The sequence below is a fragment of the Limimaricola variabilis genome, from assembly GCF_034371605.1.
Classification (GTDB): Bacteria; Pseudomonadota; Alphaproteobacteria; order Rhodobacterales; family Rhodobacteraceae; genus Limimaricola; species Limimaricola variabilis.
The window spans coordinates 2,322,838-2,344,022 of record NZ_CP139691.1 but is presented as its reverse complement, the minus strand read 5'-3'; the positions used below and the strand labels follow the sequence as shown (position 1 = coordinate 2,344,022).

The following is a 21,185-nucleotide window of genomic DNA, read 5'->3' as shown; positions in this document are numbered from 1 at the left end:
GCGCGACGGGTCAAACCAGCCGGGCGCGCAAGCTCGGAAGGGTGAGGTGGAGCGGCGTGCCCCGCCCTCACCCTGCCGCGAAGGCGCCCCTTCGCGGTAGAGCGTTATTCCGCCCGGCCGGGGATATGCTCGCGCCGCTCGCCCGCATGGGTCCAGCTGCGCATCGCCTCAAAGGCCTCGTCGGCGGTTTCCACGAACTTGAACAGCTGCAGATCCTCCTCGGCGATGGTGCCGGCCTCGGCCAGCGCCTCCCAGTTCACGATCTTCTCCCAGAAAGCGCGGCCGAAGAGCAGGAAGGGCACGCGCTTCATCCGCCCGGTCTGGATCAGCGTCAGCGTCTCGAACAGCTCGTCGAGCGTGCCGAAGCCGCCGGGGAACACGCAGACCGCCTTGGCGCGCATCAGGAAATGCATCTTGCGGATCGCGAAGTAGTGGAAGTTGAACGCCAGCTCCGGCGTGACATAGGGGTTGGGCGCCTGCTCGTGCGGCAGCACGATGTTGAGCCCGACCGAGCGGCCGCCCGCCTCCTCCGCGCCGCGGTTGCCCGCCTCCATCACGCCCGGGCCGCCGCCCGTCACGATGACGTTCTCGCTGCCGCCGGTCTCCAGCGACCATTCGGTGACGCGCCGCGCGAAGAGCCGCGCCTCCTCGTAGAACGCCGAGAGGTCGGCCAGCGTCTGCGTGCGCGCCGTGTGCTTCTTGGCGGGCTCGGGAATACGCGCGCCGCCGAACAGCACCACGGTCGAATGCACCCCGGCCTCGTTCATCAGCAGCTCGGGCTTGAGCAGTTCGAGCTGCCAGCGGACCGGACGCAGGTCGTCGCGCAGCAGGAAATCCTCGTCGGTGAAGGCCAGCCGGTAGGAGGGAGAGGTGGTCTGCGGCGTCTGCGGGACCTGCCCTGCGGTGCGCTGGTCCTCCTGGCTGTCGCGCATCAGGTGTCGTCTGTCCTTGGTCATGCCGGTCCCTTACCCTAGGGCGCGTTGCGCCGATTACCGCATCCGGTCTATAGCCGCCCCCGAGCCGCATCACAAACCGGAGCCCATCCCATGGCCGATACCGACACCGCCCAGCTCGAAACCGCGATCGAGGCCGCCTGGGAGGCGCGCGACACGATTACCCCCGCCACGGGTGGCGAAACCCGCGAGGCGATCCTCGACACGCTGAACGCGCTCGACAGCGGCGCGCTGCGCGTCGCCGAAAAGCGCGGCAACGACTGGCACGTGAACCAATGGGCCAAGAAGGCGGTGCTGCTGGGCTTCCGCATCAAGGACATGGAGATGCAGGCCGGTGGCCCGCAGGGCGGCGGCTGGTGGGACAAGGTCGACAGCAAGTTCGCCGGCTGGGGCGAGAACCGCTGGCGCGCCGCGGGCTTCCGCGCGGTGCCCAACGCCGTGGTCCGCAAATCGGCCTATATCGCGCCCGGCGTGGTGCTGATGCCGTCCTTCGTCAATCTCGGCGCCTATGTCGATTCGGGCACGATGGTCGACACCTGGGCCACGGTCGGCTCCTGCGCCCAGATCGGGAAGAACGTGCACCTGTCGGGCGGCGTCGGCATCGGCGGCGTGCTCGAGCCGCTGCAGGCCGACCCGACCATCATCGAGGACAACTGCTTCATCGGCGCCCGTTCCGAGGTGGTCGAGGGCTGCATCGTGCGCGAGGGCTCGGTGCTCGGCATGGGTGTCTATATCGGCAAGTCGACCAAGATCTTCGACCGCGAGACCGGCGAAGTCACCTATGGCGAGATCCCGCCCTACTCGGTCGTGGTCTCGGGCTCGCTGCCCTCCAAGGGCGGCGTGAACCTCTACTGCGCCGTGATCGTCAAGAAGGTCGATGCCCAGACCCGCTCCAAGACCGGCATCAACGAGCTGCTGCGCGACTGAGCCGCGGCGCAACAACCATCGAAGAGAAGGGGCGCCACGGCGCCCCTTTTTGGTATCAATGGCACCGGATTCGCGAAACCGGCCCGATGGGCGGAACCCCGTTCCCGCCCATGCGCTTGGGCCGCCATGATCCAGAACCTGCCCCTTCCGCTTCTTCTGGTCGCCTTCGCCCTTGCTGCAGCGGCCGTCATCTTCTCCTCGATCCGGGCCACGCGGCTGGCCGACATCATCGCCGACCGGACCCGGATGGGTGAGGCGATGGCGGGCGGGATCATCCTCGGCGGCGCGACCTCGCTGGCCGGTGTGGTGGTCTCGGTCAACGCCGCGCTGAACGGCGACGCCTCCTTCGCCTTCTCGAACGCGGTGGGCGGAATCGCGGCGCAGACCCTGTTTCTCGCCATCGCCGACCTGATCTACCGGCGCGCCAATCTCGAACATGCCGCGGCCGAACCGGCCAACCTGTTCCAGGCGGTGATGCTGATGATCCTGCTCAGCCTGCCGCTCTGCGCCATCGCCGGGCCCGAGGTCGCCTATTTCGGCGTGCACCCCGTCTCGGTGGCGCTGTTTCTCACTTATCTCTACGGCGTGCGCGTCTCGGCCCGGGTTTCGGAGAAGCCGATGTGGCGGCCGGTGATGACCTCCGAGACCCGCACCGACGAGCCCGAGGATGACGACGAGGCGGGCCGCTCCGTCACCGGTCCGGCGCTGCGCTTCGCGGCTCTGGTCGCGGTGATGGGGTTGGGCGGCTTCGTGATCGCGCAGGTCGGCAGCACCTTCATCGAACGCTTCGGCCTGCGTTCGAGCCTCGTCGGCTCGCTGATCACCGCCGTCGTCACCTCGCTGCCCGAATTCGTCACCACCATCGTCGCGGTGCGGCGCGGCGCGCTGCAGCTCGCCGTGGGCGGCATCATCGGCGGCAACACCTTTGACACGCTGTTCCTGGTGATCTCTGACGTCAGCCTGCGCGAGGGCTCCCTCTACCACGCGGTCGGCACCACCGACCTCTACTGGCTGGGCACCGGCCTGCTGATGACTGGCATCCTGCTGGCCGGCCTGATCGCCCGGCAGCGCGAGGGCCCGGCCCGGATCGGCTTCGAAAGCGTCGCGATGCTCGCGGTTTATGGGATCGCGGCCACGATCGAAGTGCTGAACGGATAGGTTCGGAACGCAACCTCACCTTCGCGTGTTCAGAACATGAAGGACCGGGGGGACCGGTCGGATTACTGGAGTGCACGACATGAGCGGTGTGGGTTGGTTCACGGCCATCATCATCGGCGCGATCGCCGGCTGGCTGGCCGAGAAGTTCATGAAGGCCGATATGGGCCTGTTAATGAACATCATTCTCGGCATTCTCGGTGCGTTGCTATTCAACTGGCTGCTGGCCCTAGTTATGGGCGATGGACTCTCTGGCTTCTGGGGATCACTGATCGCGGGCTTCATCGGCGCCTGCATCCTGATCTTCCTGGCGCGGCTGGTGCGCGGCAAACGCGCCTGACGCTTTGAACGATGACGGCTTCGGACCCCGCGCCGGCAACGGCGCGGGGTCTTGCGTCCGGGGCGCTTGGGTGCCACCTGCAGGCCCAGCAGATGGAGGGCGCCATGGCCGAGAAGAAGGACAAGCCGAAGCGCGAGCAGCAGGTCTACACGCTGCTGGTCGAGGTCGGCCGCAAGAACGGTGACGGGCTGCCCGAGGGCGCGACCGGCGCCGCGCTGATGTGCTACGCCTCGGGCGTGGACGAGGCCGAGGCGGTGCGCGAGACCGTGGCCATCCTCAAGCAGGCCGATCTCGCGCCGCTCGACGTCACCGGCTACGGCACGCTCGACGAGCGCCTCGCCGAGGGCCACGACATCGACGAGGAGGAGCGCGCGCTGATGGGCCGCGCCCTCGAGGAGAACTCGGTGATCGTGGCGCAGATGACCCCTTTCTACGAGGACGCCAAGGGCGGCTCCGACACGGTGCACTGATCGCGTCCGAGCGGGCGAGATTGAAACCATGCCCGCCCCGCGCTACCCCTTCGCCAATCGAAGGAGTGACCGGATGCCCCAGACCATCGACCCCGCCGACCTGACCGCGCGGCTGATCCGCTGCCCCTCGGTCACGCCCGAGGAGGGCGGCGCTCTGGTGTTGCTGCAGCAGGAGCTGGAGGCGGCCGGGTTCGACTGCACCCGCGTCGATCGCGGCGATGTCGTCAACCTCTTCGCCCGCTGGGGTGAGAAGGGTGCAACCAAGACCTTCGGATTCAACGGTCACACCGACGTCGTCCCGGTGGGCAATCGCGACGACTGGTCGGTCGATCCCTTCGGTGCCGAGGAAAAGGATGGCCAGCTCTATGGCCGTGGCGCCTGCGACATGAAATCGGGCGTCGCGGCCTTCGTCGCTGCCGCCATCGACTTCGTCCGCGAGACGCCCCCCGAGGGCGCGGTGATCCTCGCCATTACCGGCGACGAGGAGGGCGAGGCCCGCGACGGCACGACCGCGCTGCTCGACTGGATGGACGATGCGGGCGAGCGGATGGATGTCTGCCTCGTGGGCGAGCCGACCTGCCCCGAGACCTTCGGCGAGATGATCAAGATCGGCCGGCGTGGCTCGCTCAACGCCTTTCTTACCGTCACCGGAGTGCAGGGCCATTCCGCCTATCCGCACCGCGCCAACAACCCGATCCCGGCGATGGCGCGGCTGGTCGACCACCTGTCGAGCCACGCGCTCGACCAGGGCACCGAGCATTTCGACGCCTCGACGCTGGCCGTGGTGACCATCGACACCGGCAACCCGGCCACCAACGTGATTCCGCGCCAGTGCCGCGCCACGCTCAACATCCGCTTCAACGACCTGCACAGCGGCACCAAGCTGACCGAATGGCTGCGCGCCGAGGCCGATTGGGTGGCCGAGGAGTTCGGCGTGGAGATAGGGCTCGAGGTGAAGGTCTCCGGCGAAGCCTTCCTGACCCCGCCGGGCCGGCTGTCGGAACTGGTGGCGGGCGCGGTCGAGGCCGAGACCGGGCTGCGCCCGGCGCTGTCGACCACCGGCGGCACGTCGGATGCGCGCTTCGTGAAGGCCCATTGCCCGGTGGTCGAGTTCGGCCTCGTCGGCCAGACCATGCATCAGGTCGACGAGCGGGTGGAGATCGCCCAGATCCAGCGGTTGAAATCGGTCTATGCCCGTATCCTCAAGGACTACTTCACGTGAAACACGAGATCACCGAGACCACCGACCTCACCCATTGCCACGCGCTGCGCCGCACCGTCTTCATCGAGGAGCAGAACGTCTCCGAAGCCGACGAGATGGACGGGCTCGACGCCGAGGCGATTCACCTGATCGCCACCTGCGACGGCAAGCCCGCCGGCACCGCGCGGCTGCTGATCCGGGGCGAAACCGGCAAGATCGGCCGCGTCGCGGTGCTGCGCGAGCATCGCGGCACCGGGCTTGGCGCCGCGATCATGCGCCAGGCCGAGGAGGCGCTGCGCTCGCGGCCCGGCGTCACCCGGCTCTACCTCTCGGCCCAGACCCAGGCCCTGCCCTTCTACGAGAAGCTCGGCTACACCGCCTATGGCCCCGAATACGACGATGCCGGCATCCCGCATCGCGACATGGAGAAGCGGCTCGACCACTGAGGCTTCGCCACGTGATCGCGTGACGACCCCCCATGTGCGTGCTACCTGCTGCGCATGAACAGATTGCCCTCCCGCGAGGAGATCCTGCAGTGGATCTCCGACAACCCGACCCAGACCGCCAAACGCGACATCGCCCGTGCCTTCGGCATCAAGGGCGCGGCGCGGATCGACCTCAAGCGCCTGCTGCGCGATCTCGAGGATGAGGGGCATCTCCAGAAGAAACGCCGGACCTATCGCGACCCGGACCGGCTGCCGCCCGTCTCGGTGCTCTCGGTGCTGCCGCCCGATCCGGATGGCGATCTCTGGGCGCGGCCGCTGGAGTGGCATGGCGAGGGCGCCGAACCGACCGTCCTGATCCTGCTCCGCGAGAGCGATGCGAGCCTGGGCGCGGGCGACCGCATCCTCGCCAAGCTCACCGCCACCCCGGGCGAGGATCAGGACTACACCGCGCGGCTGATCCGCAAGATCGGCACCAACCCGCTGCGCATCCTCGGCATCTTCAAGAAGAGCTCCGAGGGCGGGCACATCATGCCGATCGACAAGGGCGTCGACAAACAGTGGATCGTCCCCGCCGGGGCCGAGCACGGCGCCAAGGACGGCGAGCTCGTGGAGGCCGAGCAGTCGGGCCCCAAGGGCCGGCTCGGCCTGCCCAAGGCGCGCGTGACCTCGCGGCTCGGCGATCCCTCCGCCCCGCGCGCCGTCTCGCTGATCGCGATCCACCAGCACGGCATCCCCGACCATTTCCCCGACGCGGTGCTGGCCGAGACCGACAAGATGAAGCCCGCCGGACTCAAGGGCCGCGTGGATCTGCGCGAACTGCCGCTCGTCACCATCGACCCGTCGGATGCGCGCGATCATGACGACGCGGTGCTGGCCCAGCCCGACGACGCGCCCGACAACGAGGGCGGCCACGTCCTCTGGGTCGCCATTGCCGACGTCGCCCACTACGTCACGCCGGGATCCGAGCTCGACCGCGAGGCGCGCAAGCGCGGCAACTCCACCTATTTCCCGGACCGGGTGGTGCCGATGCTGCCCGACCGGCTCTCGGGGGATCTCTGCTCGCTGCACGAGGGCGTGCCGCGCGCGGTGATCGCGCTGCGCATCCGCATCGACGCCGAGGGCCATAAGCTCGACCACCGCTTCGAACGGGCGCTGATGCGCTCGGCCGCCTCGCTCTCCTACGAGGAGGCGCAGGAGGCCATCGACGGCCAGCCCAGCGACCGCGCCGCCACCCTGCTCAACACGGTGCTGCGCCCACTCTGGGCCGCCTATGCGGCGTTGGTGAAGGCCCGCGACCGGCGCCAGCCGCTGGAGCTCGACCTGCCCGAGCGGCGGATCGAGCTGAACGAGATGGGCCAGGTGACCTCGATCTCCTTCAAGGACCGGCTCGACGCGCACCGGCTGATCGAGGAATTCATGGTGCTGGCCAATGTCTGCGCCGCCGAGACGCTGATCGCCAAGCGCACGCCGCTGCTGTTCCGCGTCCACGAAGAGCCCAATCCCGACAAGCTCGACGCGCTGCGCGAGGTGGCCAAGGGGGCGGGGCTGGTGCTGGCCAAGGGGCAAGTGCTCAAGACCGCGCATCTCAACCGGCTGCTGGCCCAGGCCGAGGGCACCGAGACCGACGAGCTGATCAACCTCGCCACGCTGCGCTCGATGACCCAAGCCTATTACAACCCCGAGAATTTCGGGCATTTCGGCTTGGCGCTCGCCAATTACGCGCATTTCACCTCGCCGATCCGGCGCTACTCCGACCTGATCGTGCATCGCGGCCTGATCTCGGCCCATGGCTGGGGCAAGGATGGGCTCTCGCCGGTCGACATCGAACAGCTCGACGCCACCGCCAAGCAGATCTCGGACACCGAGCGCCGCTCGATGCTGGCCGAGCGCGACACCACCGACCGCTACCTCGCCGCCTTCATGTCCGACCGGATCGGCGCGGAGCTTCCCGGAAGGATCAGCGGCATCGCCCGCTTCGGTGTCTTCGTGAAGCTCGACGAGACCGGCGCCGACGCGCTGGTGCCGATCCGCTCGCTGGGCAACGAGTTCTTCCACTTCGACGCCGAGGACCAGACCCTGATGGGCTCGGACAGCGGCCGGGTGATCGCGCTGGGACAGCGCGTCACCGCGCGCCTCGTGGAGGCCGCGCCGATCTCCGGCGGGCTGATCGCGGAGCTGGTGGAGATCGACGGCGCGACCATGCCGCGCGGCCCTTCCCGCCGCTCCGGCAAACCGGCCAAGCGCAAGCTCGGCGCCGCCAAGAAGAAGGCGGCGGCCAAGGCCAAGAAGGAAAAGCGCAAGGTCACGCGCAAGCGCTGAGCCGGAACCACCCGTCCTTCCGCCGGTTCGCCCAGAGCTACCGGCGGAGGGCGACATGGCACGGCACGATATCGGCACGCTCGAGGATTTCGAGGAGGACCGCCCGATCAAGGGGATGGCGGGCGAGACCGCCATCCTGGTGATCCGGCGCGGGTCGGAGGTGACGGCGCTGGCCCATGCCTGCCCGCATTTCGGGCTGCCCCTCTCCAAGGGGCATCTGGAGGGCGACCGGCTGATCTGCCCGTTCCACCATGCCTGCTTCGACGTCTCGACCGGCCGGCAGACCCAACCGCCGGGCCATGGCGACCTGGCCCGCTACGCGGTCGCCATCGCGGATGGGCGGGTGACGGTGGAGATCCCCGAAGACACCGATCCGCATCCCGCCCCGGCGCATGTGCGGCGCGGCGCGGACAGCCGGCGCGTCGTCATCGCGGGCACCGGCGCCGCCGCCGATGCCTGCGCGCTGACCCTGCGCGAGGAGGGCTTCGAGGGCAGCATCGCGATGATCTCGCCCGAGGGACAACCGCCCTATGACCGCACCTTGCTCAGCAAGGCGGTGCTGGCCACGGGCGACCTGCCGCGTCATCTCACCCTGACGCCGCCGGAGGCGCTGGCCGCGCGCGACATCGACCTGATCGAGGGCCGGGTCGCGGCGATCGACGCGGCCCGGCACGAGATCCGTACCGAAACCGGCGCGGTCCATGGCTACGATTCGCTGTTGATCGCCACCGGCGGCACTGCCAACCGCCTCGACCTGCCCGGCAGCGATCTGGGCGGGCTGCACCACCTGCGTTCCCGCCAGGAGGGCGAGATGCTGGCCCGCGACGCCGGAACGGCGCGCCGGGCGGTCGTGGTCGGCGGCGGCTTCACCGGCATGGAGGCGGCGCTGAGCCTTGCCAAGCGCGGGCTCGAGGTCACCGTCGCGCTGCGCGAAGCGGTGCCGCTGGCCCGAGTCGTCGGCGAAGCGGTGGGCCGGGCGATCATGGCCGAGCACGAGGCCAAGGGCGTGCGCTTCGTCACCGGCGCGAAAGTTGCGGGGTTCGAGGGCGACGGCCGGGTCGCGTCGGTGCGGCTGGAGGACGGGACCCGGCTCGACGCCGATCTGGTTCTGCTCGCCATCGGGGTGCGGCCCGCCACCGATATCAAGGGGCTGTCGCCCGAGGATGATGGCGGGCTGGCCACCGGCCCTGACCTCGCCGTCGAGGGGCTGGAGGGGGTCTGGGCCGCGGGCGACGTCGCCCGCCTGCCAACCCCATGGGGCCGCACCCGGATCGAGCATTGGCGGCTCGCGCGCCAGCACGGCGCGCGCGCGGCGCGGGCCATGCTGGGACACGACACCGGCGCGCCGGACATCCCCTTCTTTTGGACCGCGCTGGGCCGGCAATACCGCTATCTCGGCCATGCCGAGGATTGGGACGAGATCCGCATCGACGGCGAGGCATCCGGCGATTTCGTCGCGCGCTTCATCCGGGACGGCCGGGTCATGGCGCTGCTCGGGGCGGGCCGCGACGCCGAGATCGCCCGCGCCCATGCCGAGATGGCGCGCGTCGGTGGGCCGCTACCGCTCTAGGCGATTTCCCGCCGCCCGGCGCCGCGCCCCTGTGGCGACTCACCTGCATCGCGGTAGTGCTGCCACAAACGAAAAGGAGCAGTCGGTGCGGAACTTGACGACATTTGGACGGGCGGGCCTTCTGGGTCTCGCACTCGCGGCGCTGGCCTCGTGCGGGGCGGTCTCCGGACCCCTCGACAGCTCGCTCCGCCCCCCCGCCCGCGCGGAAAAGATGGACGAGAACATGCGCCCCCGCCCCAATGCCGGTTTTTCGAACTGGGTCGCAGGCTACCGCCCGCGCGCGCTGTCGGCCGGCGTCTCCGGCGCCACCTTCGACCGCGCCTTCGCCTCCGCCGGCTACATCCCCGGCGTGATCGAGAAGGACCGCAACCAGGCCGAGTTCACCAAGACTCTGGGCGAGTACCTCTCCACCGCCGCCTCCGATACTCGTGTCGAGACCGGCCGGGCGATGCTGTCGCAATATTCGAGCCTGCTCTCAGAGATCGAGGCCCGCTACGGCGTCGACCGGCAGACCGTGCTCGCGGTCTGGGGCATGGAAAGCAATTTCGGCAAGCGGCGTGGCGACGTGCCCGTGGTCTCGGCGCTCGCGACCCTCGCCTATGAGGGCCGCAGGGGCCGCTTCTTCGAGCAGCAGCTCACCTCGGCGCTCAAGATCCTGCAGAACGGCGATGTCAGCCCCGAGAACATGAAGGGCAGCTGGGCCGGGGCGATGGGCCACACCCAGTTCATCCCCACCTCCTACGAGGCCTATGCCGCCGATTTCCGCGGCGACGGACGGCGCGACATCTGGTCGGACGACCCGACCGACGGTCTCGCCTCGACCGCGAAATACCTCTCCAGCTTCGGCTGGCGCCGGGGCCAGCCCTGGGGCGTCGAGGTGGTGCTGCCCGCGGGCTTCAACTACGGCCTTGCCGGCGGCACCAAGAAGAGCGCCGCCGAATGGCAGGCGCTGGGCGTGCAGGCGGCGACCGGCGGGCGGATCGGCGATTTCGGCGCGGCCGAAATCCTGGTGCCCGAGGGCGCGCAGGGCGCGGCCTTCATGACCTTCAAGAACTTCGACGTCATCAAGCGCTACAACGCCGCCGACGCCTATGCGATCGGCGTCGGTCATCTGGGCGACCGGATCGCCGGAGCCGGGCCGTTCCGCACGCCGATGGCCACCGGTCGGGCGCTGAACCGGGCCGAGCGTTCCGAGGTGCAGCGCCGCCTGACAGCGCTGGGCTTCGACACCGGCGGCGCCGACGGCATCATCGGCCCGAACACTACCGCCGCGATCCGCCGCTACCAGCAGGTCAACGGCCTGCCGGTCGACGGCTTCGCCTCGGAGTCGCTGCTCAAGCGGCTGCGCTGAACGCCGGGGTGGCGGTTCAGCCCGCCACCCTCGCAGGCCCCGGCTCCGGCCAGACCAGCCCCATGATCAGCATGTCGTCGGTCGTCCCGTCGAAGCGGCAGGCGGCGATCTTTCGTCCCTCATGGCGAAAGCCCATCCGCTCGTAGAGCGCGATGGCCGGGGTGTTGGAGCCGCGCACCTCCAACTCGACCCGCAGCATGCCTGCCGCCCGCGCCGCGCTCAGTGCGGCGCCCAGAAGCGCCCGCCCGATCCCGGCGCTACGATGCCCGGCCACGACCCCCATGCCGAGCACGCCGCAATGCGTCCGCAGCGGCGAGCGATGGCGGGTAATGTCGCACCAGCCCACGAGACGATCACCACCGCGGGCCACGACATGCGGGTTGCCCTCGCGCAGATTGGTTTCGACGAAGGCGCGCACCTGTTCGATCGGCGGCGCCTCGAAGGCCGCGAGGTAGAGCCTCTCCCGCGCCACGGAATCGAGCGCCGCGCGGAAATCCTCGACATCTTTCGGGGAGATCGGCTCGATCCGGACGGGCATCTCGCTCATGGGTCCGGCAGGCAATCCTCGCCGCGCATGCATGCGGCCAGCCTCTCGCGCATGGCGGCATCCGGCGCGCCCTGCACCTTGCCCGGGCAGGGTTCGAGATCGACGATCAGCTGCCCGTCCTCCTCGCGCGCGAAGACCAGCACCTCGTCGCCGGGGGACAGGCTGCCACACCAAGGCCCGGCGCAGGACGGTTGCAGGATCATCGGCGCCTCCACCGGCGTGTCGAAGCCGGTCGGCCCGAGCTGGCGACCGGCGAATTCGGCCGGCACCGGATTCGGGGTCGCGGTCACCGGCTGCGACAGATCCTGCATCGGCGGCAGCTTGTCCGCGTCGAAGGCGAAGCTGCCGACATAGGCGCGGTAGCTTTCGGGCGCGGCGTGGATCTCCGCGAAGCTGCGGATCGGGTCGGGCACGAGGCAGGACAGGGCGGTGGCGGGTTGCGCCACCGCCGCCAGAACAAGGCTCAGACCAGCGGCCCGAGCTGCTCCAGAACCTGTTCGTAGACGCGCCGCTTGAAGGGCACGATGGCCGAGACCAGCTCGGCGGGGTCGATCCATTTCCATGCGCTGAACTCCGGGTGCTCGGTGGAGATGTCGATGTCGGAATCCCGCCCCGTGAAGCGCATCAGCACCCATGTCTGGGCCTGGCCGCGATAGCGGCCACCCCAAATATGCGGCACCACGTCGGCGGGCAGATCATAACGCAGCGGCTCCTCGGTCTGGGCTACCATGATCACCTTGTCGGGCGTCACGCCGGTCTCCTCGCGCAGCTCGCGCAGCGCCGCCCCGGTCACGTCCTCGCCCGGGTCGATGCCGCCCTGCGGCATCTGCCAGGCATTCTGGTCGCGATCGATCCGCTGGCCGACGAAGACCTTGCCCTCGGCATTGACCAGCATGACGCCCACGCAGGGGCGGAACGGCAGCGCGGCGATGCTGGATGGCCTCACTGCGCCTCCTCCTCCTCCGCGGCCTCGGCCCGCTTCTCGGGATCGGGCAGCGAACGGGGACCGAGGGCGGAGAGGCCCTTGAGGATGTCGATCGCGTAGGCGAGCTGGTAGTCCTGCTCGCGCAGTTCCGCCGCCTTCTCGGCCCGCTCGCGGTCGGCCTCGAGCTGCTTGATCTCGTCCTCGGTCAGGCTGTCATTGTCGAGGCTGCCGCGCAGATCGGCCTCCGAACGCAGCGGACGCGGCGTCGTGTTCTCCTCCTCGGTCTCCGCGACGGGCTTGGGCCGGGGCTGCTCGACGATGATGTCGGGCGAGATGCCCAGCGCCTGGATCGAGCGACCCGACGGCGTGTAGTAGCGCGCCGTGGTCAGCCGCATCGCGCCCTCGCCCCGCAGCGGCATCACCGTCTGGACCGAGCCCTTGCCGAAGCTCTGGGTGCCGACGACGATGGCGCGGCGGTGGTCCTGCAGCGCGCCGGCGACGATCTCGGAGGCCGAGGCGGAGCCGCCATTGACCAGCACCACCATCGGCTTGCCGTCGATCAGGTCGCCCGGGGTGGCATTGTTGCGCTCGGACTGGATTACGTCGCGGCCACGAGTCGAGACGATCTCGCCCGCCTCGAGGAAGGCGTCGGAGACGTAGATCGCCTGGTTCAGCAGGCCGCCGGGGTTGTTGCGCAGGTCGAGCACCACGCCGTTGACATTGTCGAGCCCGCCCGCCTTCTCGATCTCCTCGGCCAGACCCTTCTTCAGGTCGGGATAGGTCTGGTCGTTGAAGGTGGTGACGCGGACCACGATGGTGTCGCCCTCGGTCCGGGCGCGCACGGCGTTGAGCTTGATCGTGTCGCGGATGATCGAGACGTCGAAGGGCTCTTCCTCGCCCTCGCGCACCACGGTGATGATGATCTCGGAGCCGACCGGCCCGCGCATCAGGTCGACCGCCTCGTCGAGGGTCAGACCGAGCACGCTTTCGCCATCGACGGCGGTGATGAAGTCACCGGCGAGGATGCCGGCGGCGTCGGCGGGAGTGCCGTCCATCGGCGAGACGACCTTGACGATCCCCTCCTCCTGCGTGACCTCGATCCCGAGGCCGCCGAACTCGCCGCGCGTCTGGGTGCGCATGTCGGCGGCGTCCTCGGGCGACAGGTAGGAGGAATGCGGGTCGAGCGATGTCAGCATGCCGTTGATCGCGGCCTCGATCAGCTCGCTCTCCTCGACTTCCTCGACATATTCGGCGCGGATCCGTTCGAAGATGTCTCCGAACAGGTCGAGTTGTTCGTAGACGCTGGCGTTGCGCTCGGCCTCCTGCGCGACGAGCGGCCCGGCCACCTGCGTCGTGACGACCAGCCCGAGCGCGGTTCCGCCCAGCGCGGCCAGTAGCAGTTTCCTCATGCGCGACCTTCCCTCTCGTTTCCGGCGCTGCGGCCGTTTCCGTCGTGCCCCCGGCAGATCAGCCGGACACGAACCACGTGGCGGGGTCGACCGGCGCGTCGCCCTCCCGCACTTCCAGATAAAGCGTTTCCGGGCGCGGCGCGCCACCGCCCTGCGCCGTTTCGGTCAAGATTTCGTGCGGGGCTGGCAGCTCTCCGCCCATCAGACCCACCGCCGCGCCCTCGGGCAGGATCTCTCCCGGGGTACCATAGACCTCCGCGAGCCCGGCCAGAATCACCAGAACCCCTGCCGCCGGCTCGAGGATCGCGACATTGCCGTAATCGAGCAGCTCACCGCGGAACCGCAGCGTCGCCGCGACCGGCGTGGTGACGAGGCTGCGCGGCGCGGTCGCGATCACGAGGCCGGGCCGGGTCACCCCGGCGGCGTCGGCCTGCCCGAAGCCACGCAGCACCTGTCCCTGCACCGGCAGCGGAATCGATCCCTTGCGATCGCTGGCATCCGGCGCGTTGGCCGATAGTTCGGCATCCACCGTCTGCGCCAGCCCGGAGGCAAAGGCGTCGAGCGTGTCGGTCGAGGCGATCAGCAGCGCCGTGGCGACCGGGTCCTCGGTGAAACGGCGCGGCAGGTCGGTGCGCTCAGAGATCGCCTCGGAGAGCGCGCTGCGCGCGGCCTGGGCCCCGGCAAGCCCCTCTTCCAGCGTGACGATCGCGCTTTGCTGCAGGGCCGCGAGATCGGCCGCCTCCTGCAGGTCGAGGCGCAGCTTCTCGGCCTCGGCCTGCAATGCCGGGGTGACCTCGGCGGCGATCAGACCGGCCCGCGCGGTGCCCAGCGGCCCCGCCGGGTGCAGCAGCAAGGCCGGCGCCGGGGCGCGCGACATCGCCTGCAGCGCGCCCAAAAGCGCCGCGATCTCCTCGCGCCGCGCGTCGAGTTCCACCGCGATGGCCCGCTCGCGGATCGCTGCGCGCCGCAGCCCGTCGCGCAGCGCCTCGAGACCGATCTCGTAGGCGCGCACCGTCTCGGTCAGCGCGGCCACCCGGTCGCGCGCCGCCTGCGCCGCGTCGAGCTGCTCGGAGGCCGCGGCGAGACGTGCGGCGGCCTCGCGCGCCGCGGTGGCGGTGTCCTGCGCGGCGGCCGGCGTGGCGAGCAGCGCCAGCGCGAGGGCGAGCGCCGACCTCATTCGATGAGGCTGCGCCCGGTCATCTCGGGCGGCAGGTCGAGGCCCATCAGGTCCAGCAGCGTCGGCGCCAGATCGGCCAGCCGCCCGTCGCGCAGCCGCGCACCCTCGGGCCCGCCGAACAGCGCCACCGGCACCGGGTTCAGCGTGTGCGAGGTGTGCGGCCCGCCGGTCTCGGGGTCGATCATCATCTCGCAATTACCGTGATCGGCGGTGACGATCATCGCGCCGCCCGCCTGCTCCAGCGCCTCGCAGACCCGCGCAAGACCCTGATCCACTGCCTCGCAGGCGCGGATCGCGGCGTCGAGATCGCCGGTATGGCCGACCATGTCGGGGTTGGCGAAGTTGGTGACGATCAGGTCGTAGCCCTGGCCGATCGCCTCGACGAACTTCTCGGTCACTTCGCCGGCCGACATCTCGGGTTGCATGTCATAGGTGGCGACGTTGGGCGATTTCGGCATGAAGCGGTCTTCGCCCGGCTCGGCCTCTTCCTTGCCGCCGTTGAGGAAGAAGGTGACATGCGGGTACTTCTCGGTCTCGGCGAGACGGAACTGCCGCAGCCCCTTGGACGCGACCCAAGCGCCCAGAGTGTTGGCGATGTCGCGCTTGGGAAACACGGTCTCGTACCAGGCGACATGCTTGTCGGAGTATTCGACCATGCCGAGCCGCGCGGCCAGCGCCGGGGCCTCGCCGCGATCCCAGCCATCGAACTCCGGATCGGCGATGGCGGCGAGGATCTCGCGCGCCCGGTCGGCCCGGAAGTTGAGGCAGAACAGCCCGTCCTGCGGCTGCATGCCGGCATAGTCGCCGATCACCGTGGCGGGGATGAACTCGTCGGTCTTGCCGGCATCCCAGGCCGCCTTCACCGCCGCGAGCGGATCCTCGGCGCGGTTGCCTTTGCCAGTCACGATGGCCTCGTAGGCGGTCTTCACCCGGTCCCAGCGGTTGTCGCGATCCATCGCGAAGTAGCGGCCGATCACGGTGGCGATCCGCGTGCCCTCGGGCAGCTTCTGCAGCAGGTCCTCGACATAGGCGTCGGCCGAGGAGGGCGCGACGTCGCGCCCGTCGGTGATGGCGTGGATCGTCACCGCGACATCACGGTCGCGCAGCGCCTTGGCCGACGCCACGATATGATCGAGATGGCCGTGCACGCCGCCATCCGAGACGACACCGAACAGATGCGCGGTGCCGCCCGAATCCTGCAGGGTATTGGCGAAATCGACGATCGCCTCGGCGTCGTGGAAGGAGCCATCCTCGACCGCGAGGTCGATCTGGCCGAGATCCATGGCGACCACCCGCCCGGCGCCGATATTGGTGTGACCGACCTCGGAGTTGCCCATCTGCCCGGAAGGCAGCCCGACATCCGGCCCATGCGTCACCAACGTGGCGTTCGGACCTTGCATGATCCGGTCGAAGGCGGGGGTCCGGGCCAATGCGGGCGCGTTGCCCTCGCGCGCCGCGCGCAGGCCCCAGCCGTCGAGGATGCACAGGACCACGGGTTTGGGTGTCGTCATCGGGGGGCCTCCTGCAATGGGTCGGGCAAGTCCTGAGCCAAAGCGCCCCGTTTGTCCACCGAGGGCCCCGGCTCAGACCCGGTGATAGGGCGCGCCCGCGAGGATCGAGGCGGCGCGGTAGAGCTGCTCGGTCAGCATCGCCCGAACCAGCATGTGCGGCCAGACCATCGGCCCGAAGGAGAGCATGGCGTCGGCGCGCGACCTGAGCGCCGGGTCGATCCCGTCGGCGCCGCCGATCACGAAGGCGACCTCGGAACGACCCTGGTCGCGCCAACCGGCCAGCATCTCGGCAAAATCGGGGGAGGTCATCTGGCGGCCGCGCTCGTCCATGGCGCAGATCACCGCGCCTTGCGGGATCGCGCGCTCCAGCAGCGCCGCCTCGGCGGCCATGCCGCCGCCCTTGCGGTCGTCGACCTCGGAGACGGCGAGCGGACCGAGGCCCAGCGCCCGCCCGGTCCGGTCGAACCGGGCAGTATAGTCATCAACCAGAGCGCGTTCGGGGCCGGCTTTCATCCGGCCCACCGCGCAGATCCTCACGCGCATCAGCGGAAGGCGTCGGCGGCCGCCCCCTGGGGCGCCCACATCTTCTCCAGCTGGTAGAACTCGCGCACCTCGGGCCGGAACACGTGAACGATCACGTCGCCGGTATCGATCAGCACCCAGTCGCCGGTCTCCTTGCCCTCGGTCTTCGAGAGCACGCCGAACTCCTGCTTGAGCTTGTCGGTGAGATGCTCGGCAATGGCCGCGACCTGGCGGGTCGAGCGGCCCGATGCGATCACCATGTAATCGCCCATCTCCGAGCGTCCGCGCAGATCGATCTGCACGATCTCTTCGGCCTTGTCGTCATCGAGGGAAGCGAGGATTGCTGCGAGCAGCGTTTCACTCGTCGCGGAGGGCGCCCCGGCCATCAGGCCCGCGCCCCGGGAAGCGGCTTGCGCCGCATGGGTGGAAAGGGACAGGTCATCATCCTCCGGTTTCACGCCGCCGACTTTGCCCCGGCGCCAGGCATGGTTTCAATGTAGCAAGGGGGGTGGCCGTTTTCAACGATCCCGCCCCTCTCGTCCGATCACTCGGCAGTGCGTTGCGCGACCTGCAAGGCGGAGCCATCGAGCACCCGAACCTCGCGCTGCGGAAAGGGAATCGAGATGCCCTCGGCCTTGAACGCGTCCCACAAGGCGAGGAACACGTCGCCGCGGATATTGGTGAGTCCCGCCGTCGCGTCGTCGATCCAGAAGCGCAACGTGTAATCCACGCTCGAATCGCCGAAGGCGGTGATATGGCAGACCGGCGCGGGCTTTTCCAGAACTCGTCCGCAGCCCGCCGCCGCGGCCACCGCCACCCGCCGCACGAGATGCGGATCGTCGCCATAGGAGGCGCCGAAGGCGATGTCGATCCGCACCGAGTTGTCGGAATGGGTCCAGTTGACCACCTGCGTGGTGATCAGGTCCTCGTTCGGGATCAGGTATTCCTTGCCGTCGCGGGTGACGACGCTGGCGTAGCGCGCGCCCAGCGTCGAGATCCAGCCGAAGGTCTCGCCCAGCGAGATCACGTCGCCGGGCTTGATCGACTTGTCGAGCAGGATGATCAGGCCCGAGACGAGGTTCGACACCACCTTCTGCAGGCCGAAGCCGAGACCCACGCCGATCGCGCCCGACAGCACCGCGAGACCGGTGAGGTCCACCCCCACCGCGCGCAGCCCGACAAAGACCGCGATGCCGTAGAACAGCAGCTGCGACAGCTTCACCGCCAGCACCTGCATAGAGGGGCTGATTTCGGCATTGCTCTCGATCCGGTGCGCCGAGGTCCGCGCCAGCAGCCGCGCCAGGAAGAAGGCGACGCCCAGCACCAGCGCCGCCTTGAGCACCAGGAGCACCGAGATCCGCAGATCGCCGGTCTGGATCGACAGGCTGTCGAGCAGCCGCGAGGTCTCCTCCGTCAGGTCGAGGATGCGCAGGGTGATCCAGCTCCAGGCGCCGTAGCGCACGATGCCGCGCAGGATCGGGTTGACGATCATCCGCGCCACCAGCGCCACGATCAGCCAGCCGGTGGCGAGGTTGGCCACGATCCTGAGCACCCCGGCCCCGCCGCCGGGGTCGATCTGCCGCACCACCGCCAGCGCGATCCACAGCAGCAGCACGAACAGCACCCCGCGCAGCCGCCGGTGCAGCGTCACCGCGTAGCGCATCCGCCAGCGCGGCCAGCCCGTGCGGTGCCGCATCCAGTCATGCAGCTTCGGCCCGAGCCAGGCCCGGCCCAGATGCGCCAGCACGAAGACGCCGAGCACGATCACCAGCTGCCAGGCGTTCCAGGGCTGCATCACGCCCTGCGCCACCCGCTCGGCATCCGCGAGCAGCCGGTCGCCCAGATCGGTCGCCGCCTGGGCGATCACCTCGGGCGCCTCCTCGGCCTGACGGGCCATCTCGACGGCGGCCGCCTCGGCTTCCTGCGCCGCGGTCCCGGCCACCTCGTCCACGCCCGTCTTCGGCTCCATCACCCATCCCCTGCCCGTTCGACTGTCCGCAGAATGTAGCGCCCCGCCCCCCCGGTCCAGCGGCTGCACAGGCTCTTGTGCCGCAGGGTCCGAAGGAGTATCTGGACGCCATGACACGGGTCTTCGACATGGATGATCGCGCGCGGCTGCCCTGGCGGTTCTTTGGCGCGACCTGCACGATCCTCGCGCGACTCTGACGCGGCGGGGCGCTTTCGCGCCCGCACGACCCCCGGCGCCAGCGCGCCCGTCACACATATCCAGCCGCAAGAGGACCACTCCATGACCGGCAAGACACTCTACGACAAGATCTGGGACGCCCACCTCGTCCAGCAGGATGCCGACGGCACCGGCCTGCTCTATATCGACCGTCACCTCGTGCACGAGGTGACCAGCCCGCAGGCCTTCGAGGGGCTGCGCATGGCTGGCCGCCAGGTGCGCACGCCCGAGAAGACCATCGCCGTGCCGGACCACAACGTCCCCACCACCGAGGGCCGCGACAAGGTCATCGAGAACGAGGACAGCAGGATCCAGGTCGAGGCGCTCGACAAGAACGCGCGCGAGTTCGGGATCAACTACTACCCGGTCTCCGATATCCGTCAGGGCATCGTCCACATCGTCGGCCCCGAACAGGGCTGGACCCTGCCCGGCATGACCGTGGTCTGCGGCGACAGCCACACCGCGACGCATGGCGCCTTCGGCGCGCTGGCGCATGGCATCGGCACCTCCGAGGTCGAGCACGTGCTCGCCACGCAGACGCTGATCCAGTCGAAGTCCAAGAACATGAAGGTGGAGATCACCGGCAAGCTCGCGCCGGGCGTCACCGCCAAGGACATCACCCTGTCGGTGATCGGCAAGACCGGTACCGCCGGCGGCACCGGCTATGTCATCGAGTATTGCGGCGAAGCGATCCGCGCGCTGTCGATGGAAGGTCGGATGACGGTCTGTAACATGGCGATCGAGGGCGGCGCCCGCGCCGGCCTGATCGCGCCCGACGAGACCACCTTCGAATACGTCAAGGGCCGGCCCCATGCGCCGAAGGGCGCGCAGTGGGAAGCGGCGATGGAGTGGTGGAAGACGCTCTATTCCGATGACGACGCGCATTGGGACAAGGTCGTCACCATCCGCGGCGAGGATATCGCCCCGGTCGTCACTTGGGGCACCTCGCCCGAGGACGTGCTGCCGATCACCGACGTCGTGCCGGATCCGGCCGCCTTCAAGGGTGGCAAGGTCGAGGCCGCGAAGCGCGCGCTCGACTACATGGGCCTCAAGGCTGGCACGCCGCTCAAGGAGATCAAGATCGACACGGTCTTCATCGGCTCCTGCACCAACGGCCGGATCGAGGATCTGCGCGCCGCGGCCGCGATCCTCAAGGGCAAGAAGATTAAGGACGGCATGCGCGCCATGGTCGTGCCCGGCTCGGGCCTCGTGCGCGCCCAGGCCGAGGAAGAAGGCCTGGCCGACATCTTCAAGGAGGCGGGCTTCGAATGGCGCCTTGCCGGCTGCTCGATGTGCCTGGCGATGAACCCCGACCAGCTGGCCCCCGGCGAGCGTTGCGCCGCGACCTCGAACCGCAACTTCGAGGGGCGCCAGGGCAAGGGCGGGCGCACCCACCTGATGAGCCCGGCGATGGCGGCGGCCGCCGCGATCACCGGACACCTGACCGACGTGCGGGAGATGATGTGATGGACAAGTTCGAAAGCTTCAGCGGCATCGCCGCGCCGATGCCGTTGGTCAACATCGACACGGACATGATCATCCCCAAGCAGTTCCTCAAGACCATCAAGCGGTCGGGGCTCGGGGTGAACCTGTTCGCCGAGATGCGCTACCTCGACGACGGCTCCGAGAACCCGGATTTCGTGCTCAACAACCCGGCCTACCGCAACGCCGAGATCATCGTTGCCGGCGACAATTTCGGCTGCGGCTCCTCGCGCGAGCACGCGCCTTGGGCGATTAAGGATTTCGGGATCAAATGCGTGATCTCGACCAGCTTCGCCGACATCTTCTTCAACAACTGCTTCAAGAACGGCATCCTGCCGATCACCCTCCCCGAGGAGCAGGTCGAGGTGCTGATGCGCGACGCCGAGAAGGGCGCCAATGCCCGGCTCGACATCGACCTCGAGAACCAGACCGTGACCACCTCGGAGGGCGAGAGCTTCCACTTCGACGTCGACCCCTTCCGCAAGCACTGCCTGCTCGAGGGGCTCGACGATATCGGCCTGACCATGGAGAAGGCCGCCGCGATCGACAGTTTTGAAAGCCAAGCCGCGCAGGCCCGTCCCTGGGTCTGATTAAGGCAGCACGCGCCGGCGCGGGCCGGCGATGATTCGGACAAGAATGGGGCGGCCCGCCGGGGTCGCCCCATTTTTCGTAGGGCCCAATCCAAAAGAATATGA

21 protein-coding genes are annotated in these 21,185 nt (G+C 69.1%); 11 read left to right on the top strand and 10 right to left on the bottom strand.

The features are described 5' to 3' along the window. Window positions 1-104 precede the first annotated feature (104 nt). Window positions 105-956, bottom strand: coding sequence for an LOG family protein (locus tag T8T21_RS11630; RefSeq protein ID WP_322335710.1), 852 nt, complete (start codon window positions 954-956; stop codon window positions 105-107). A 90-nt stretch (window positions 957-1,046) separates the two neighbouring features. On the opposite strand from T8T21_RS11630, the gene dapD reads away from it, so the two are divergent. The 9 genes from dapD (at window position 1,047) to T8T21_RS11585 (ending at window position 10,732) form a co-directional block, all read left to right on the top strand. Next, on the top strand, window positions 1,047-1,880 hold the full coding sequence (gene dapD, locus T8T21_RS11625; protein WP_322335709.1) for a 2,3,4,5-tetrahydropyridine-2,6-dicarboxylate N-succinyltransferase: 834 nt from the start codon (window positions 1,047-1,049) through the stop codon (window positions 1,878-1,880). Between the two features lie 126 nt (window positions 1,881-2,006). Further along, complete coding sequence (locus T8T21_RS11620) at window positions 2,007-3,038, top strand: sodium:calcium antiporter (protein WP_322335708.1); 1,032 nt, start codon at window positions 2,007-2,009, stop codon at window positions 3,036-3,038. A gap of 79 nt (window positions 3,039-3,117) precedes the next feature. Next, window positions 3,118-3,375: a GlsB/YeaQ/YmgE family stress response membrane protein gene (locus T8T21_RS11615; RefSeq protein WP_322337488.1), complete on the top strand. Its 258-nt coding sequence runs from the start codon at window positions 3,118-3,120 to the stop codon at window positions 3,373-3,375. Window positions 3,376-3,479: 104 nt separating this feature from the next. Continuing rightward, window positions 3,480-3,845 (top strand): hypothetical protein, encoded by a 366-nt coding sequence (locus tag T8T21_RS11610; protein WP_183470156.1) that lies wholly within the window; start codon window positions 3,480-3,482, stop codon window positions 3,843-3,845. 73 nt (window positions 3,846-3,918) lie between these two features. Next, a complete protein-coding gene (gene dapE / locus T8T21_RS11605; protein ID WP_322335707.1) occupies window positions 3,919-5,067 on the top strand; it encodes a succinyl-diaminopimelate desuccinylase in 1,149 nt (382 codons plus the stop codon). Then, window positions 5,064-5,492: a GNAT family N-acetyltransferase gene (locus T8T21_RS11600; RefSeq protein ID WP_183470160.1), complete on the top strand. Its 429-nt coding sequence runs from the start codon at window positions 5,064-5,066 to the stop codon at window positions 5,490-5,492. Before dapE ends, T8T21_RS11600 begins: the two co-directional genes overlap by 4 nt. A gap of 54 nt (window positions 5,493-5,546) precedes the next feature. Beyond that, window positions 5,547-7,811: a ribonuclease R gene (rnr, locus tag T8T21_RS11595; protein ID WP_322335706.1), complete on the top strand. Its 2,265-nt coding sequence runs from the start codon at window positions 5,547-5,549 to the stop codon at window positions 7,809-7,811. A gap of 55 nt (window positions 7,812-7,866) precedes the next feature. Then, entirely contained in the window at window positions 7,867-9,381 is a 1,515-nt protein-coding gene (locus T8T21_RS11590; protein ID WP_322335705.1) for an FAD-dependent oxidoreductase, read from the top strand. 94 nt (window positions 9,382-9,475) lie between these two features. Further along, window positions 9,476-10,732, top strand: coding sequence for a lytic murein transglycosylase (locus T8T21_RS11585; protein WP_407660134.1), 1,257 nt, complete (start codon window positions 9,476-9,478; stop codon window positions 10,730-10,732). A 16-nt stretch (window positions 10,733-10,748) separates the two neighbouring features. On the opposite strand, the gene T8T21_RS11580 is transcribed toward T8T21_RS11585, so the two are convergent. From T8T21_RS11580 to T8T21_RS11540, 9 genes are all read right to left on the bottom strand, one after another. Next, window positions 10,749-11,279: a GNAT family N-acetyltransferase gene (locus tag T8T21_RS11580; protein WP_322335704.1), complete on the bottom strand. Its 531-nt coding sequence runs from the start codon at window positions 11,277-11,279 to the stop codon at window positions 10,749-10,751. Next, window positions 11,276-11,725: a hypothetical protein gene (locus T8T21_RS11575; RefSeq protein ID WP_322335703.1), complete on the bottom strand. Its 450-nt coding sequence runs from the start codon at window positions 11,723-11,725 to the stop codon at window positions 11,276-11,278. The genes T8T21_RS11580 and T8T21_RS11575 overlap by 4 nt, the downstream gene beginning before the upstream one ends. A 17-nt stretch (window positions 11,726-11,742) precedes the next feature. Beyond that, the gene (locus tag T8T21_RS11570) at window positions 11,743-12,225 is read right to left on the bottom strand and encodes an RNA pyrophosphohydrolase (protein ID WP_322335702.1); all 483 of its coding nucleotides are present in this window, start codon (window positions 12,223-12,225) and stop codon (window positions 11,743-11,745) included. Continuing rightward, on the bottom strand, window positions 12,222-13,613 hold the full coding sequence (locus T8T21_RS11565) for a S41 family peptidase (RefSeq protein WP_183470173.1): 1,392 nt from the start codon (window positions 13,611-13,613) through the stop codon (window positions 12,222-12,224). The genes T8T21_RS11570 and T8T21_RS11565 overlap by 4 nt, the downstream gene beginning before the upstream one ends. Window positions 13,614-13,671: 58 nt before the next feature. Continuing rightward, window positions 13,672-14,790, bottom strand: a complete 1,119-nt coding sequence (locus tag T8T21_RS11560) for a murein hydrolase activator EnvC family protein (RefSeq protein ID WP_322335701.1) — start codon at window positions 14,788-14,790, stop codon at window positions 13,672-13,674. Next, the gene (gene gpmI / locus T8T21_RS11555; RefSeq protein WP_322335700.1) at window positions 14,787-16,301 is read right to left on the bottom strand and encodes a 2,3-bisphosphoglycerate-independent phosphoglycerate mutase; all 1,515 of its coding nucleotides are present in this window, start codon (window positions 16,299-16,301) and stop codon (window positions 14,787-14,789) included. Before gpmI ends, T8T21_RS11560 begins: the two co-directional genes overlap by 4 nt. Window positions 16,302-16,373: 72 nt before the next feature. Beyond that, window positions 16,374-16,844, bottom strand: coding sequence for a 23S rRNA (pseudouridine(1915)-N(3))-methyltransferase RlmH (rlmH, locus tag T8T21_RS11550; RefSeq protein ID WP_322335699.1), 471 nt, complete (start codon window positions 16,842-16,844; stop codon window positions 16,374-16,376). After that, window positions 16,844-17,281, bottom strand: a complete 438-nt coding sequence (rsfS, locus tag T8T21_RS11545; RefSeq protein WP_407660050.1) for a ribosome silencing factor — start codon at window positions 17,279-17,281, stop codon at window positions 16,844-16,846. Before rsfS ends, rlmH begins: the two co-directional genes overlap by 1 nt. Window positions 17,282-17,367: 86 nt before the next feature. Beyond that, window positions 17,368-18,792 (bottom strand): mechanosensitive ion channel family protein, encoded by a 1,425-nt coding sequence (locus T8T21_RS11540; protein WP_322335698.1) that lies wholly within the window; start codon window positions 18,790-18,792, stop codon window positions 17,368-17,370. Window positions 18,793-19,071: 279 nt separating this feature from the next. Between T8T21_RS11540 and leuC the strand changes: the two genes are divergently transcribed. Further along, entirely contained in the window at window positions 19,072-20,475 is a 1,404-nt protein-coding gene (gene leuC / locus T8T21_RS11535; protein WP_322335697.1) for a 3-isopropylmalate dehydratase large subunit, read from the top strand. After that, a complete protein-coding gene (gene leuD / locus T8T21_RS11530) occupies window positions 20,475-21,080 on the top strand; it encodes a 3-isopropylmalate dehydratase small subunit (protein WP_322335696.1) in 606 nt (201 codons plus the stop codon). The genes leuC and leuD overlap by 1 nt, the downstream gene beginning before the upstream one ends. Window positions 21,081-21,185 lie beyond the last annotated feature (105 nt).